16 protein-coding genes and 1 other annotated feature are annotated in these 15,621 nt (G+C 43.4%); of the genes, 9 read left to right on the top strand and 7 right to left on the bottom strand.

Going from position 1 to position 15,621, the window contains the following annotated elements; translation table 11 throughout:
* Window positions 1-20 precede the first annotated feature (20 nt).
* From AC4PGZ_RS09885 to AC4PGZ_RS09875, 3 genes are read right to left on the bottom strand one after another with little or no spacing between them, the layout of a single operon-like run.
* Window positions 21-653 carry an amino acid ABC transporter ATP-binding protein gene (locus AC4PGZ_RS09885; protein ID WP_492158454.1) on the bottom strand — a complete coding sequence of 211 codons (633 nt, stop codon included), beginning with the start codon at window positions 651-653 and terminating at the stop codon, window positions 21-23.
* 9 nt (window positions 654-662) lie between these two features.
* Window positions 663-1,304, bottom strand: coding sequence for an amino acid ABC transporter permease (locus AC4PGZ_RS09880; RefSeq protein ID WP_492158453.1), 642 nt, complete (start codon window positions 1,302-1,304; stop codon window positions 663-665).
* Between the two features lie 23 nt (window positions 1,305-1,327).
* Entirely contained in the window at window positions 1,328-2,140 is an 813-nt protein-coding gene (locus AC4PGZ_RS09875; protein WP_492158452.1) for an amino acid ABC transporter substrate-binding protein, read from the bottom strand.
* 101 nt (window positions 2,141-2,241) lie between these two features.
* Window positions 2,242-2,518 (bottom strand) — a binding site (T-box leader).
* A 186-nt stretch (window positions 2,519-2,704) separates the two neighbouring features.
* Here AC4PGZ_RS09875 and AC4PGZ_RS09870 point away from each other — a divergent pair.
* Window positions 2,705-3,745 carry an IS30 family transposase gene (locus AC4PGZ_RS09870; protein ID WP_492158451.1) on the top strand — a complete coding sequence of 347 codons (1,041 nt, stop codon included), beginning with the start codon at window positions 2,705-2,707 and terminating at the stop codon, window positions 3,743-3,745.
* A gap of 87 nt (window positions 3,746-3,832) precedes the next feature.
* On the opposite strand, the gene AC4PGZ_RS09865 is transcribed toward AC4PGZ_RS09870, so the two are convergent.
* From AC4PGZ_RS09865 to AC4PGZ_RS09850, 4 genes are all read right to left on the bottom strand, one after another.
* Window positions 3,833-4,585 (bottom strand): sulfite exporter TauE/SafE family protein, encoded by a 753-nt coding sequence (locus AC4PGZ_RS09865; RefSeq protein ID WP_492158450.1) that lies wholly within the window; start codon window positions 4,583-4,585, stop codon window positions 3,833-3,835.
* A gap of 16 nt (window positions 4,586-4,601) precedes the next feature.
* A complete protein-coding gene (locus tag AC4PGZ_RS09860; RefSeq protein WP_492158449.1) occupies window positions 4,602-4,934 on the bottom strand; it encodes a cyclic-di-AMP receptor in 333 nt (110 codons plus the stop codon).
* An 89-nt stretch (window positions 4,935-5,023) separates the two neighbouring features.
* The gene (locus AC4PGZ_RS09855) at window positions 5,024-5,878 is read right to left on the bottom strand and encodes a tRNA 2-thiocytidine biosynthesis TtcA family protein (RefSeq protein WP_492158448.1); all 855 of its coding nucleotides are present in this window, start codon (window positions 5,876-5,878) and stop codon (window positions 5,024-5,026) included.
* 238 nt (window positions 5,879-6,116) lie between these two features.
* Complete coding sequence (locus AC4PGZ_RS09850; RefSeq protein WP_492158447.1) at window positions 6,117-7,514, bottom strand: ISNCY family transposase; 1,398 nt, start codon at window positions 7,512-7,514, stop codon at window positions 6,117-6,119.
* Between the two features lie 195 nt (window positions 7,515-7,709).
* On the opposite strand from AC4PGZ_RS09850, the gene scfB reads away from it, so the two are divergent.
* The 8 genes from scfB (at window position 7,710) to AC4PGZ_RS09810 (ending at window position 15,620) form a co-directional block, all read left to right on the top strand.
* Complete coding sequence (gene scfB, locus AC4PGZ_RS09845) at window positions 7,710-9,101, top strand: thioether cross-link-forming SCIFF peptide maturase (RefSeq protein WP_492158446.1); 1,392 nt, start codon at window positions 7,710-7,712, stop codon at window positions 9,099-9,101.
* A 48-nt stretch (window positions 9,102-9,149) separates the two neighbouring features.
* A complete protein-coding gene (locus AC4PGZ_RS09840; protein WP_492158445.1) occupies window positions 9,150-10,268 on the top strand; it encodes an AI-2E family transporter in 1,119 nt (372 codons plus the stop codon).
* 141 nt (window positions 10,269-10,409) lie between these two features.
* Window positions 10,410-11,669 carry a UDP-N-acetylglucosamine 1-carboxyvinyltransferase gene (gene murA, locus AC4PGZ_RS09835; protein WP_492160267.1) on the top strand — a complete coding sequence of 420 codons (1,260 nt, stop codon included), beginning with the start codon at window positions 10,410-10,412 and terminating at the stop codon, window positions 11,667-11,669.
* A 34-nt stretch (window positions 11,670-11,703) separates the two neighbouring features.
* Complete coding sequence (locus AC4PGZ_RS09830; protein WP_492158444.1) at window positions 11,704-12,720, top strand: rod shape-determining protein; 1,017 nt, start codon at window positions 11,704-11,706, stop codon at window positions 12,718-12,720.
* 67 nt (window positions 12,721-12,787) lie between these two features.
* Window positions 12,788-13,648 carry a DUF5685 family protein gene (locus AC4PGZ_RS09825; protein WP_492158443.1) on the top strand — a complete coding sequence of 287 codons (861 nt, stop codon included), beginning with the start codon at window positions 12,788-12,790 and terminating at the stop codon, window positions 13,646-13,648.
* Entirely contained in the window at window positions 13,626-14,267 is a 642-nt protein-coding gene (locus AC4PGZ_RS09820) for a DnaJ domain-containing protein (protein WP_492158442.1), read from the top strand. The genes AC4PGZ_RS09825 and AC4PGZ_RS09820 overlap by 23 nt, the downstream gene beginning before the upstream one ends.
* Window positions 14,258-14,773 carry a hypothetical protein gene (locus AC4PGZ_RS09815; RefSeq protein WP_492158441.1) on the top strand — a complete coding sequence of 172 codons (516 nt, stop codon included), beginning with the start codon at window positions 14,258-14,260 and terminating at the stop codon, window positions 14,771-14,773. Before AC4PGZ_RS09820 ends, AC4PGZ_RS09815 begins: the two co-directional genes overlap by 10 nt.
* 136 nt (window positions 14,774-14,909) lie before the next feature.
* The gene (locus AC4PGZ_RS09810; RefSeq protein ID WP_492158440.1) at window positions 14,910-15,620 is read left to right on the top strand and encodes a TVP38/TMEM64 family protein; all 711 of its coding nucleotides are present in this window, start codon (window positions 14,910-14,912) and stop codon (window positions 15,618-15,620) included.
* Window position 15,621: the final 1 nt, after the last annotated feature.

Below are 15,621 nucleotides of genomic sequence, written 5' to 3'. Positions count from 1 at the left end.
TATTATGGGTTGTTGTCTGCTTATTCAGTAAGCCTTGAGCTTACCATGTTCAGCTGCCTTGTGGCTACCATGTCGCAGAAGTCGTTGTCATGCGAGATGACTATAATGCACATGCCTTCTGAGGCGAGGTCCCGCAGGATAGCTGCTATGCCTTCTGTGGTCTTGCTGTCAAGAGCTGAGGTGGGTTCGTCAAAGCAGATCACCTTTGGGCTTAGCATGCAGGCCCTGGCGATAGCTACTCTCTGCTTCTGCCCGCCTGAGAGCTCAAACGGATAGCTGTTTTCCTTTGATTCTATTTTTAGCTTAGTGAGCAGCTCCATTGCTCTTTCTCTGGCCTGTTCTTTTGTCATGAGCTTCTGGGATACAGGCGCTATTGTGAGATTGTCTATTATGCTCAGGTGAGGGAAGAGGTTGAAGCTCTGGAACACCAGGCCTACCTTTTCCTGCACGAACTCGCTTCCTGATTTTCCGTCTATTATTATTTCTCCGCTGTCATAGGTCTCAAGATTGCAGATGCATCTTATGAGGGTAGTCTTTCCGGCTCCGGATTCGCCTTTTATGCAGAGAATCTCGCCTTCGTAAGCCTTCAGGGACACATCTGTAAGGACCTGGAGCTTTCCGAATTTCTTGTTAAGGTTTTTTACTTCGAGCATGAGAGCCTCCTATTCGTAGTAGCTGTAGTGTTTTTCCATAAGTGCGAATGTCTTTGAAAGCACGGCGATAACTGCAAGGTATATGACGCCGACCATCATGAACGGCAGCATAGAAGAAAGCGTGTTTGCGGCAATCTTTCCGGCTCTGAGCAGATCTCCGAGGCCCAGGATGTAAACGAGGGAAGTATCCTTGATAAGGGTTATCGTCTCGTTTCCCATGGCTGGAAGTATGCTTTTTATTACCTGTGGAAGCACTATCTTGAAGAAGGTGTTCTTCTTGCTCATGCCAAGTATCTTTGCGGCTTCATACTGGCCTCTGTCTATTCCCTGCAGTCCGCCCCTTACTATCTCCGCAAAGTATGCGGTATAGTTTAGCACGAAGGCTACTCCTGCGGCAGTCTCTCTTTCGAGCACGATGTTCATGTATGGAAGTCCGAAGAATATGAACATGAGCTGGAGCAGAAGCGGGGTGCCTCTCATCACGTATATATATGAAGAGGTGATAAGTCTTGCAGGCTTTACTCTGGACATCCTCAGGAGTGCCACTATTACCGATAATGGCAGGGACATAGCCAGAGTTATGACTGACAGTATCAGGGTCGTTTTAAGGCCGTCCATCATTGATGGTAGCAGCAGCATTATTGTTTCCATTTTTCCTCCTGTTCAGATGGCTTTTAGTTCTCTGAGAACCATCTGTCTTTTATCTCATCGTAAGTTCCGTCTGTTTTCATTTCTTCAAGGGCTGCGTTTATCTTCTCAAGAAGTACTGCATCTGATTTTCTTACGCCTATGCCGTATTCTTCTTCTCCAAAGTTATCTTCAAGCACCTTGTAGTTTTCAGCGCCTCTGAGCTTCATGTAGTATCTTGCAAGAACCTCATCAACCACTATTGCATCTGTTCTTCCGGCCTCGAGGTCCATGAAGGCCTCGTTGTTTGTGTCGAACTGCACAGGCTCTGAGCCGTTAAGCGCTGCCGTAAATTCTGCATCGGCGGTTACTGCGTCATATGCGCTTGATTCCTTCTGCACTGCCACGCTGAGTCCTGCAAGGTCTGACTTGGTGTTTACAGGGCTGTCAGAGAGCGTCACTATTATCTGCTTGTTGTTGAGGTATGGAGTAGTGAAGTTTACTTTTTCTTTTCGGGCATCTGTTATAGTGTAGCCGTTCCAGATGACATCTATGTTTCCTGCGTTAAGCTCAGTTTCCTTCATTGACCAGTCGATAGGCTGCATCTTTACCTCGAGGCCTATCCTCTTTGCGACTTCCTGAGCGAGCTCTACGTCAAAGCCTGTGAGCTCTCCGTTTGCATCCCTGAATCCCATAGGGGCAAAAGTATCGTCGAGTCCCATTGTGAAGTATCCCTGGGCTTCAAGGTCTGCCCATGTATCTGCTGAGGCTGAATCGTCTGAGCCTGTGCATGCTGTAAGTCCTGTCATCATTGTGAGTGCTGCTGCGGCAACTGCCATAAATCTCTTGATCTTTTTCATGTTTCTTCTCCTTTTTCGGTTAAAGTTGAATTAAGTGATGTTAACAGTAATTGTCACTTTTTTTATCGGTATTAAAAAAAGCTCTCATCCTGTGACTGTTGTCAAAGGACGAAAGCTTGTGCTCACGTGGTTCCACCTTTATTCGCATGTCCCTCGCGGGAGATGCCTCTCAAAGTACGTAAACATCAGAACATGCTCTGACATAAAGATACTCCAGCACTTGGTAACGGGTGCATATACCGATTCAGTCTACTCTGCCGGGGCATTTCGGTGAACAGCTCAAAGATGTGTTCAATATCATCTATCCGGTTCTTTTCACCATGCAGAACCTCTCTGAAGGAATTAACGATATCTACTGTTTCTTATCAAAGCCTTTATAATTTTTAGACAATTTAGTTTTTTATCATATTACACTTGTATCAGAATTTTGTCAACACCTTTTTGAAAAAATAATTTTATGACTCATTGTAAAATAAAATTGAACCAATAAAAAAATCCATAGCTACCTTTTCTGTTGTAAAATAGTTTTACCACAAACAAATTTTTTGCAGAAAGGTTATCACTATGGACTATACACAGTTTACAACAAATCCGCGAAAGAATAAACACCTAACTTTGACTGAGAGGGTAAAAATCGAGCTTATGCTTAGGGATAACAAGTCAGCTTATGCTATCTCAAAAGCTATGAATCGCCCTATCAACACGATTCTGAACGAAATCAGACGTGGCACAGTAGATCAGATTAAAGCAGGTAAAAAGATTAAAATTTACCTCGCTGATGCTGGACAGGCACGATATAGAGAAAATCGTAAGGCCTGCTGTAAGCAATACCAGTTGCTGGAATCTGAAGAGTTTGTCAGACACATAGAATCGTCTATGCTTGAGAATTCATGGTCTGTGGATGCTGCCGTAGGCAGAGCCAGGGAAGAAGGGATTTTCAGCAAAACCCTTTGTACCAAGACCATCTACAACTATATCGACCTAGGTATGATAAGGATCAAGAATTTCCACCTACCTCTCAAACTAAGACGTAAGTCCAAAGGCAGCGTCATTCGAAAGAATAAGAAAATTTTAGGTGATAGCATTAGCATCCGTCCCTACCATATCAACAATCGCGAAGAATTTGGACACTGGGAAATAGACACTGTCATAGGTTCAAAATCCAAGAAGGATGAAGTTCTCTTGACCCTTGTAGAACGAAAGACCCGCAACGCTATGGTACGGAAAATTTCAGGCAAGACAGCTGACGCTGTAATGGCTGAATTGTATCAACTTAAGGAATATTTCGGCAGTGAATTCTCAAGGGTTTTTAAGACTATAACATCTGACAATGGTTCTGAGTTTTCTGATCTGTCTGCTTTGCGAACCAGTAATACAAAGATATACTTCACTCACCCTTATTCATCCTTTGAGAGGGGTACCAATGAGCGTCACAATGGACTTCTCAGAAGGTTTATCCCTAAAGGAAGGCGTATATCTCACTACAGTCACGAAGCGATAAGCTTACTGGAGGACTGGATCAATAACCTCCCAAGGAAAATTTTGGGATATAAGACTCCGGAAGAACTCTTTGATTTAGAGCTGGACCTGATTTATTCTCAATAAATATTACAACAGATTTTCAAGGTTTAAATAATTAGTTCAATTTGTTATTGCAATTTAGGAAAATAATTTTATTACTCTGAGGCATTTTTACCACAGATATCCTGAGAGCAGCTTTATGAAAACGCCGAATGACATCACTACGAATACAGGCTTTATGAGCTTGTAACCGTTCTTTACTGCGGCTCGTGCGCCGAGCTGGCCGCCTGCTATCATCGCAAGGGCTACGGGTATTCCTATGGCGTAGTTTATCTTGGCGCTCATGGCGAAGGTTATCAGAGAGGCTATGTTGCTCGTGAGGTTCAGTGCCTTGGCGTTTCCGTTTGCATGCACGAAGTCGAACCTGAATATGTACATGAGCCCGAAGATTATGAAGGTACCTGTGCCGGGACCGAAGAAGCCGTCATAGAAGCCGAGTGAAAAGGCAAGCAGCATTCCTGCAGCAGCGCTTTTTCTGGTAGCTCCGCTGTACTGATTCACTTTTCCGAGAGATTTGGAGAATATGGTGTAGATGCCCACGAAAAGTATGAGCACCATGACTACCGGTCCCAGGAAGCTCTGGTCTATCAGAAGCACCGACTTTACGCCAAGGACTGCGCCGATGAAGGACATCGGGATCATGAACTTTATGAGCGAAAAGTCTATCTTGCGGTCTTTTGCAAATTTTGCAGTTGCAAAGAGAGATCCCCATGAGGAGGAGAACTTGTTGGTTCCCAGAGCCATGTGGGGAGGAAATCCTGCAATCAAATAAGCGGGAAGGCTTATGAGCCCCCCGCCACCAGCGATTGCGTCTATGAATGCAGCTGCGAAGCATGCCGCTATTAGAAATATCATACTGGCCATTTTCTGATCCTCTTGTTTATACTTTTATGAACTGTTCTACGTCGATCACGAATATCGTTGCTCCTCCGACTGTAACTTCGAGCGGAAGCCCTATATGGGACCCTGCGTTGAAGAATTCGGATATAGGAGATGCCACGAGCTCGCTTCTGGTCTTGCAGATGTTCGTAATTACATCGAGGGCATTCTGCAGACGCTCATCCTCGACTCCTATGAGAAGCGTTGAGTTTTCTGACTTGAGAAACCCTCCACTTGTTGAAAGCTTAGTTACCCTGAAGTCGTTTTCTATAAGGGAAATCCTGAGCTTGTGGACGTCATCGTTGTGTACTATGGCAATTATCAGTTTTGACATATGTGAACCCTCCTTTGGATGTTGTAATTTTCTATATATTCTAATTATAACACAAAATTTGAATTTCTAATCAAAAATTTTCGAAATGCTTAGTAGCTGTCCAGAAAGCTCTCCATCTTATCGTTGCGCTGCCATGCGATGCAGGCGTCGAGATTTATGTTCTGCGCGGACTTGAAAATCGATTTTTCAACATTGGGGTTGGTCTTCTTCATCTGCTCAATGAGATCCTTGAGCTCGTATCTTGTAGTTGCGATCTTTCCTGCTGCAACTGCGCAGCCGCAGTTCATGGCGAGTATGCCGTTGTTCTTCGTGTATCTCTTTATGGCATCTTCTCTTATATAGTAGAGGGGACGTATTATTTCCATCTTTGAGAAGTTCGTGGACTTGAGCTTTGGCATCATGGTTTTGAAGCTTCCGGCGTAGAGCATGTTCATCATTATGGTCTCGATTACGTCATCGTAGTGGTGGCCGAGAGCCATCTTGTTGCAGCCGAGTTCCTCGGCCTTGTTGTAGAGTGCGCCTCTTCTCATCTTTGCGCACATGTAGCACGGATTGTCGCCGGCTACTTTTTCTGCGACTTCAAATATATTAGTGTCGAACATGTTCACGGGAATCTCGAGATGCTCGCAGTTTTTGAGAAGCTGGTTTTTGTTTACGTCATAGAACCCCGGGTTCATGGCAATGAACTCAAGCTCAAAAGGTATTTCGGTATGCCTGTGGAGCTCCTGGAACAGCTTTGCCATTATGAGGCTGTCCTTGCCTCCGGAGATCGTAACTGCTATGCGGTCGTTTTCCTGTATCATCTGGAAGTCTCTTATGGCTCTCATGAATGGAGACCAGAGGTGCTTCCTGTATTTTTTTATTATGCTGCGCTCTATTTCCTTTATATCCTTGAGTTCGCACTCAGGGATCATGAGCTCGCAGCCTTTTCCTGATAATATCATTTCTTTCCTCAATTCATCCTAAAATTAATTTTTACCTGCTGTATCATTATAGCAAATTTGCCACCCGTTTTCCACAAATTTTATGTCACAGTGTCAACCGTTTTTGAAAATGTCCTAAAAAAATGTTAACATAAGCACCAGGAAACTGGTGCTTCATTCATCATTTAATTTGAGTAGGCTTGCGTAGCAACATTGATTTTTGAGTAAACTTAACAAGCCTCTGAGAAAATAATCTCTCTTAAGCTACAATTGTTCTATGTGACTGTTTTTTCAAATACTTCTCAAAAGATTCCCGCTTCCAGGGATGGCTCATTGGTGGAATGTATTTTTTCTTTGGAATGGCCGGGGTTTTTACATAGTCAAATGCTTTCGAATAGGGCCTGTGGCCGGGCAATAACTCAAGGGCATATACCTGTTCACCAATGCAGCTGTATAATTCTCCACTAAAGGATTTAATTACCATTGATTTAGTGCCTTTTCGATGATGTACTGCAATTCCATCTCCGTTAACAGGTATATAGTATTTGTTCTGGTACTTCAGGCAACTCCCGCTATCTATCGAGCGTGAAGACAGGACCGATAATGTAAGATTGATTTTTTCAATATCTGGTTGCGTTTCAAACACAGATTTGATATTATCAATATGTAGGGCGAACTGCCTATTGAATTTCTTTATGTAGGAGTTTAGAAATTCGTTTGCTTCCTCTATCGAGGAAACATTTGCTAAGCGCAGTTCTACAGGAAGGCGGGATTGGAGTGTGCCAAACATTCGTTCAACCCGCCCTTTTGCTTGTGCAACACTTGATGTACGGATATCTATTCCAAGCTGTTTACAGGCGTAGCCAAACTGTGTGAATGTATCTTTTTCAACTGCAGTTTCATTTTTCCTCTTGTATTCAAATACTGTGCGTTTATCTGTGAAAAACTGATAAGGTATGCCGTAAGTTGTTAAAATCTGGTGAGTAACATTGTAGTAGCCGTTTAATGTCTCCTGCTCATCAAAATATGCTCCAACAATTTGTCCCGTCGCATCATCAACAGCAATGTGAAGATGTGTTTTTTTATGCCCAAACCAAAGATGTACAGAAGCATCCATCTGGATCATCTCGCCGAAATAGGCGCATCTGGGATGTCTCGGGTGAGCATCTTCAAGGTTCAATATTGAGCTTTGGATAATTGCGGATTTCTTTTTGGATTTAGTTTTTGACTGAAGGACCTTTAATTCTTTTTTCATAGCTTTTTTTGACGATCTGTTCGCCTTGGGAGAAAGAATAAAATCCTTCCTGAGTATTGAAGATATAGTGCTTACGGATACAATTATGTTCTCATTTTCTTCAAGAAGCTCTGCATAATGGGTAAGGTTACAGTCGAAATATTTGTTTTTGTATAGGTCCAGTATAAGCCTTCTTTTATCTGATTCAAAAGCTGTTGAGGGCTTTCGCCCACGATTACCATGAACAAAAAAAGCCTTTCCTTCTTCCTTGTATCCTTTGATCAGACGATTGATATGACGCTCAGAGCATCCAATCTTCAGGGCAGCTGTTTTCTTATTGCCATTTGTCTCAATAACTTTCTTAATTATTTCATATCTTTGGTCCTCATTCATTGTAAGTATTACCTTTCTAATCTCCTCCACCTCATTTCTTATGTTATGAGGTTTATTATATTACATATCGTTTTATTGGGACATAATCACTTGTGATATATTAGGACATTATCATATATGAATCATACCGTTTTCCACAAATTTTATGTCACAGTTGCCATTTTTGTTATATAATATTATATTAGGGATGTTATGTAAAAAATAGAGTATTTTTAGGAGAATAAAATGAAATTAATTCACAAATTCAGACAAAACGGGTATAATTTTCTGCTTGACGTAAACTCAGGCTCCATTCATCTTGTGGATGATATTGCATATGATGTGCTGGATCATTATGAGTCAGGCATTGAAAGCGCGCTTGAGAAGCTCGGCAGCGATTACTCTGCAGATGATATAAGTACTGCGTTCGAGGAGCTCAGGGAGCTTGAGGAAGCAGGCGTGCTTTATACGGATGATATTTTTCCAAGCACGGATACCTTCCTTTCAAGAAAGCCTGTAGTAAAGGCTATGTGTCTTCACATGGCTCATGACTGCAATCTCAAGTGCAGGTACTGCTTTGCAGGCCAGGGTGATTTCAACGGTCCAAAGGGACTTATGAGCCTTGAGGTAGGAAAGAAGGCGCTTGACTATCTGATAGCCAATTCCGGAAGCAGGAGAAATCTTGAGGTGGACTTTTTCGGAGGAGAGCCTCTTCTGAATTTTGAAGTCGTGAAGCAGCTCGTCGATTATGGAAACCAGGAAGCACAGAAGCACAACAAGCTCTTCAGGTTCACCATAACTACAAACGGAGTGCTCCTTGACGATGAAAAGATTGAATATATAAATGCTAACATGCACAATGTAGTGCTCAGCCTTGACGGAAGAAAAGAAATCAATGACAAAATGAGACTTACGCTCAATGACAAGGGCAGCTATGACGTTATAGTACCAAAATTCCAGAAGCTCGTGAGCGAGAGGCCAAAAGACAAGTTCTACTATATAAGAGGAACCTTCACAAGACACAGCATGGATTTTGGAAAAGACGTGCTTCACTTCAGGGATCTCGGATTTGAGCTTACTTCCATGGAGCCGGTTGTGGATCACAATGAGAATGAGTATGCGCTCACGCCTGAGGATATAGAGAAGGTAAATGCTGAGTATGAGAGATTTGCGAAGGATTACCTTGAGATAAGAAAGACGGACAGGGATTTCAAGTTCTTCCACTACATGATAGATCTGAGCGGAGGCCCATGCGCCATAAAGAGGATATCAGGCTGCGGAGCGGGACTCGAGTATCTTGCGATAACTCCGGACGGCGATATATATCCATGCCACCAGTTCGTGGGAAATGAGGATTTCAGGATGGGCAGCCTTTTTGACGAGAAGATAAGCTTCCCGGCTGAGATAACGGATCAGTTCCACGGATGCAATGTTGAGACAAAGGACGACTGCAAGGGCTGCTGGGCCAAGTTCTACTGTTCAGGAGGATGTCATGCCAATGCATACAACTTCAACGGAACCGTGATGAAGCCTTATTCACAGGGCTGTGAGATGCAGAAGAAAAGGATAGAATGCGCTATAATGGTAGAGGCGGCACTCAAGCTTGAAGAGCTTGAACAAATGGATAATGAAAATTAATTTTATATTATTTGCATGGAATGCAGCCTGCATTCTGGAGGAGGCGTCGTGGTCAGCAAGATAAGGAAGAATTCAAACTGGATTGTTCTGGCACTGATAGTGATAATCATATATAAAGGGGTAGAGAATTATCATTGGATATTTGAAAATATAAATCTGCTCGTGAGCATACTCATACCGTTTTTCTGGGGATTTGCGATCGCATATATACTAAATCCGCTGATGGTTAAGCTTGAGACAAAGCTCAAGGTGAAACGATTCTTTTCGATGACGATATGCTATCTGATATTCTTTGGCGTTATAGCACTGTTTATAATAATCGTCACTCCGATAATAATGAAAAACCTTTTCGATATCATTGAAAAGCTGCCTGATTATATTCAGGGGCTGCAGATATGGTTCAATGAAACTCTCCTCAGGCTTTCCCTTGTAGAAAGGCTGAATCTTCAGGAATATATACAGTCAAATATAGCGGAGATTTCGACCATGCTCCTTGAGTTCATGAATCTCACGATAAACGGACTCCTCGTGAGGGTTATAGGAATAACCTCAGGGCTGCTGAAGTTCATAGTAGGCATAATCGTATCGATCTATATCCTGATTGAGAAAGAGAAATTTGGCGTTGCGATGAACAAGTTCATACTTGCTATGTCCGGAGAAAAGAGATATGACAAGGTCATGAATTTCTTCAGCCTTTGCAATCAGGTGTTTTCAAATTTCATAATCGGAAAGTCTATAGACTCCTTCATAATAGGACTCATATGCTTTGCGGGTATGAAGCTTCTGGGAGCTCCTTATGCAACGCTTCTGAGCGTGATTGTAGGAGTGACCAACATGATTCCTTATTTTGGGCCATTCATAGGAGCTATACCTGCGATACTGATAACACTGTTCATCAGTCCGATAAAGGCGCTGTGGGTAGCTATCTTCATACTGGTGCTTCAGCAGGTCGATGGAAATATAATCGGACCTAAGATCCTTGGAGACAAGGTGGGGATATCGCCCTTCTATATAATCCTGTCCATACTGATAGGCGGCGGATTCTTTGGGATGCTCGGGATGCTCTTTGCTGTGCCTACATTCAAGATAGTCAGCATACTGCTTGGCAGATATCTGGATGCAAGGATAGAGAAACAACGCGCACTTGATATTGTTTCAGGAGAATGACAGGAAACAAGAAAATGTGTAAAAATCATTTTAATATTAATAATAATATGATATACTAGATAACTGTAGGTAATAATTAAAGTGCAACAATTAAGGAACGGTTTTATATAAGAATATTCGAATTTGAAAGGAATGAAATTCGTGGCATATATAGTTGTGAAGGAGAGCAAGCCTCTCAAGGGGACGGTAAGAGTAAGCGGCGCAAAGAATGCCGTGCTTCCTATAATTGCAGCGACACTTCTCGTGGATGGAGTGTCTGTTATAAAGAGCGTGCCTAATCTGAGGGACGTGAATGTTATGTCCGATCTTCTCAGATACCTGGGCGCAAAGGTACAGTACGACGGAGAAACGCTTGTAGTCGATGCTACAGAGATAAAGGAAACCGAGGCTCCATATCATCTCGTGAACAAGATGAGAGCATCATTCCTGGTAATGGGATCGCTCCTTGCAAGATTTAACACTGCAAAGATTTCGATGCCTGGAGGCTGCGCTATAGGAACAAGACCTATAGACCTTCACTTAAAGGGCTTCAAGGCCATGGGCGCTGAGATAATATCGGATCACGGATACATCGAAGCCGCTGCACAGAAGCTGGCAGGAAGCAAGATATACCTGGACTTTCCTTCTGTAGGAGCGACAGAGAACATCATGATGGCAGCCGTACTGGCTGAGGGCACTACTACCATAGAGAATGCGGCGGAGGAGCCTGAGATAGTAGACCTTGCCAACTTCCTCAACAAGATGGGAGCAAAGGTAAGAGGCGCAGGAACCAACACCATAAAGATAACCGGAGTTGAAAAGCTTGAAGCTGTTGAGCATACAGTCATTCCGGACAGGATAGAGGCGGGCACATACATGGTTGCAGCAGCCATGACCAGGGGTGATATTTTTGTAGACAATGTAATAATAGACCATATAAAACCTGTCGTTGCAAAGCTGATCGAGGTAGGATGCACCGTAGAGGAGCATGAGAACGGCGTAAGGGTAATCGGGGCACAGGAGATAATGCCTACGAACATAAAGACGCTTCCTCATCCGGGATTCCCGACTGACATGCAGTCCCAGTTCATGGCTATGTTGTGCCTGGCAAAGGGAAAATCAACTATTACTGAAACTGTGTTCGAGAACAGGTTCATGAATGTTCCTGAGCTCATAAGGATGGGCGCGAACATAGAGATAAACGGCAAGTCTGCAATCGTAGAGGGAAGAGACCGTCTCACTGGCTCCGAGGTAATGGCTACGGACCTGAGAGCGGGAGCGGCCCTTGTAATAAGCGGACTCGTTGCTGAAGGTGAAACTATTGTAAAGAATATATATCACATAGAAAGAGGATATGTGGACCTTGTAGGTAAACTGTCCATGCTTGGCGCGGAGATTTACAAAGTTGAAGAAAATATTTAATTTAAAAAATGAAAGATTATTTAGGAGGTAAATAATGGCACCTGAAATAGGTATTGATTTAGGAACCGCATCGGTACTGGTATATGTAAAGAACAAAGGGATTGTTCTTAATGAGCCATCTGTAGTAGCGATAGATACTACTACCGGAAACGTGCTGGCAGTAGGCGAAGAGGCAAGGATGATGCTTGGAAGGACTCCAGGTAGCATAGTTGCCATAAGACCGCTGAGAGAGGGAGTTATCTCTGATTATCAGGTTACTGAAAAAATGCTCAAGTACTTTATCGATAAGATAACAGGGGGCGTGAGCATGTTCAAGTTCTTCAAGCCGAAGATAATGGTATGCGTGCCTTCAGGAGTTACTGAGGTTGAGAAGAGAGCGGTAATAGATGCTACGATGGAAGCGGGAGCGAGAGAAGTATTCCTTATTGAGGAGCCTATCGCTGCGGCAATCGGAGCTGGAATAGAGATTTCGAAGCCAAACGGATGCATGGTCGTAGATGTCGGCGGCGGAACTACTGACATAGCGGTTATATCTCTTGGCGGAATAGTTGAGAGCACATCGATAAAGGTAGCGGGAGATACTTTTGACGAAGCGATAATAAGATACATGAGAAAGAACCACTCAATGCTGATCGGAGAAAGAACTGCAGAGGAGATCAAGAAGACGATAGGAACTGCATATCCGAGAGAAGAAGAGGTTTTCATGGAAATAAGAGGAAGAAACCTCGTTACAGGACTTCCTGAACTCAGAGAGATAAGCTCAACTGAGATGCTTTCTGCACTCAAGGAGTGCGTTGTTCAGATAGCTGATGCCGTGCATTCAGTTCTTGAAAAGACGCCGCCTGAGCTTTCTGCAGACATAAGCGACAAGGGAATACTCATGACAGGCGGAGGATCTCTGCTATGGGGACTTGACAAGCTTATACAGAAGAGGACTGGAATCGAGGCATACGTTGCCGAAGATACAGTATCATGTGTAGCAAGAGGAACGGGAGAAGCCCTTAACTCGCTCAAATACATGAGCCAGAACTCATACAAGAAGAAATACTAGGATATAGATACAGGGGGAAAGGCAGAGAAATCTGTCTTTTTCTGTAATTTTGCATGACAGGAGAACTATGTTCGGATATATAAGAACAAACAAGATGGAGCTGAAGCACCGGGAGATACTTGCCTACAAGGGCTATTACTGCGGCATATGCATGACCCTCAAAAAGGAATATGGAAACCTGAGCAGGCTCTCTCTGAATTTTGATACTACCTTCCTGCAGATACTTCTGACATCTCTTTATGAGCCAGATGACCATGGAGAGATGAAGAGATGCATATCTCACCCTCACAAAAAGGAAGCAGTCATAACCAATGAAATATCGAGCTACTGCAGCGCTATGAACATCATACTGACATATTACAAGCTTAAGGATGATGTAAATGATGACGGCTCGGCAAAGGCGAGAGTGCTTATGTCCATGCTCGGCAATGCGTTTGAGAAAGCCAGGAATAAATATCCTGAGAAGGAAAAGGCCGTAAGAGAAAACCTTGAGGAGCTCTCGAGACTTGAAAAAAGTGGAAGCAGCGATATCCAGGAAATGGCAGATATATTCGGCTATATAATGGCAGAGCTGTTTGACTATCAAAAGGATGTATTCAGCACCAGTATGTACCAGGCTGGATTCTATACGGGCAAATATATATATATACTTGATGCGTTTGAGGATCTTGAAGAGGACATGAAAAAAGGAAGCTATAATCCGTTTTCTGAAAGGGCGGCGGATGAGAGCCTTAAAGAAGAGACAAAGCAGCAGCTGTTCTTCCTGCTTTCATGCCTGAGCGAAGAGCTTGACAGGCTCCCGCTCCTGAAGAACAAAGGCATAATTGATAACATAGTCTATTCTGGAATAGTCCAGAGACTTAACAAAGCAATGAATGAAACTTGTAATGAGGAGGACATTTTTGATGGAAATCAGAGATCCATATGAGGTGCTTGGAGTACCCAGAACAGCATCGAAGGACGAAGTAAAGAAGGCCTACAGGGAGCTTGCGAAGAAATATCATCCGGACGTGCATTCGGACAATCCGCTTGCTGATCTTGCCGAAGAGAAATTCAAGGAAGTTCAGTCAGCGTATGACATGATAATGAACGATCAGGAATCAAGGGCAGGCTTTAATACGAGAGGCTCTGGAAATCAGAATTCTGGAGGATACAGTCAGGGAGCAGGTTCAGGGGCAAATGGCGGAGGCTACAATTACGTAAACATAAGGACTCTCATTGCAAGAAACGATCTGAGAAGAGCAAGGCAGTCGCTTGACTCCATATCTCTCAAGAATGCGGAGTGGTATTTCCTTTCCGGACTCGTATACAGCAGATTTGGAAATCTCGGGCTTGCGCTCAAGGATATGGCTATGGCAGTAGAGATGGATCCGGGAAATGTGGAATACGTCAATGCCTACTATGCGCTCCAGAATCAGGGACAGAGATATCAGAGCACCTACAGGCAGTATAACTCGGGAGACGGATGCGGAAACCTCTGCTGTCAGATATGGTGTATGGATTCATGCTGTGAATGCGTGGGGTGTGATCTGATATCATGTTTGTAAGAAGAGACAGAAATACCAGGAGCTCGGATATAGCATTTATGGGAATGATGCTCGCAATAAATCAGATACTGCTTTATTTTGCGGGCATCACATCCTTCAATGAGACTATCTTCATGGGCCTCGCAAGCGTGATCATCGGGATAGTCATCATCGAAAAGGGAGAAAAGAACGGCATCGTCTTTTATATATCCTCAGCCATGATGGCGGCCGTTATAATGCCCAACAAGCTCAATGCGCTCGGGTACATATTCCTGCTGGGACTGTATACGATAGTAAAGTATTATATAGAAAAATCAGGAGACCTGAAGAAGGAGCTCATTACGAAGGCAGTCTACTTCGTCATAATATCTCTTGCAGCAGCCATCGCAGGAAGCCAGCTGATATATCAGGGCGCTCCGGCGATTATGATCCCTGTGATAATAGCTGTCATGGCAGTTTATGACTATGCGGCTACAGTGATGCTCACGACATACAGGAATCGCTTTGGAAAGAATATGAAGAGATAGGCAGGGCATATGCTCTGCCATTATTTTTATCTATATCATTCATCATGAAATTTAATCAAAATCCGCCTTGTATGTGACTGTCAAAAGATATAGAATTAAAAGGTATATCAAAAAAATCAACCTACAGGAGGAAATAATGAGCAAAGAGGTAAAAAATACTGAGATGAAAAAATATCTCAAGATACTTACGCTGATAGTGGCATTGGCACTGGTGGGAGCATATTTTGCAGTACCGTCATTCAATTCAAAGATCAATGAAATAATTAAGATATTCGATCCGCAGGGAGACGCTGCGAGGGAGTTCATAAAGAGCTATGGAGTATATGCAATGGCAGTATCATTCGCACTTATGATGTTCCAGTCTGTAATGGCTCCGCTTCCTGCATTTATACTTACATTTGCAAATGCTGCGCTTTTCGGATGGAAGGTCGGTGCGGTACTGTCATGGAGCAGTGCGATGGCAGGGGCAGCTCTGTGCTTTTACATCTCAAAGATACTGGGAAGGGACATAGCTACAAAATTCGCGCCAAAGGCTGCACTTGAGAGCGTGGATGTATTCTTTGACAGATATGGAAAATATGCGATAGTGGTTTGCAGGCTTCTGCCTTTCGTATCCTTTGACATAGTGAGCTATGCTGCGGGACTTACTTCCATGAGATTCGTGCCGTTCTTCATAGCAACGGGCATAGGCCAGCTTCCTGCTACAATAGTATATTCATACGTTGGCGGCATGCTTACTGGAGGAGCGCAGAAATTCGTTTCAGGGCTGTTCATACTGTTTGGAGTGAGCATACTTGGATTCATGATAAAGAAGATACTTGATGACAGGAAAAGAAAGAGAGTTTAGA

Source organism: Proteocatella sp. QWL-06 (assembly GCF_058684135.1).
This window is presented reverse-complemented; position numbering and strand designations above follow the sequence as displayed.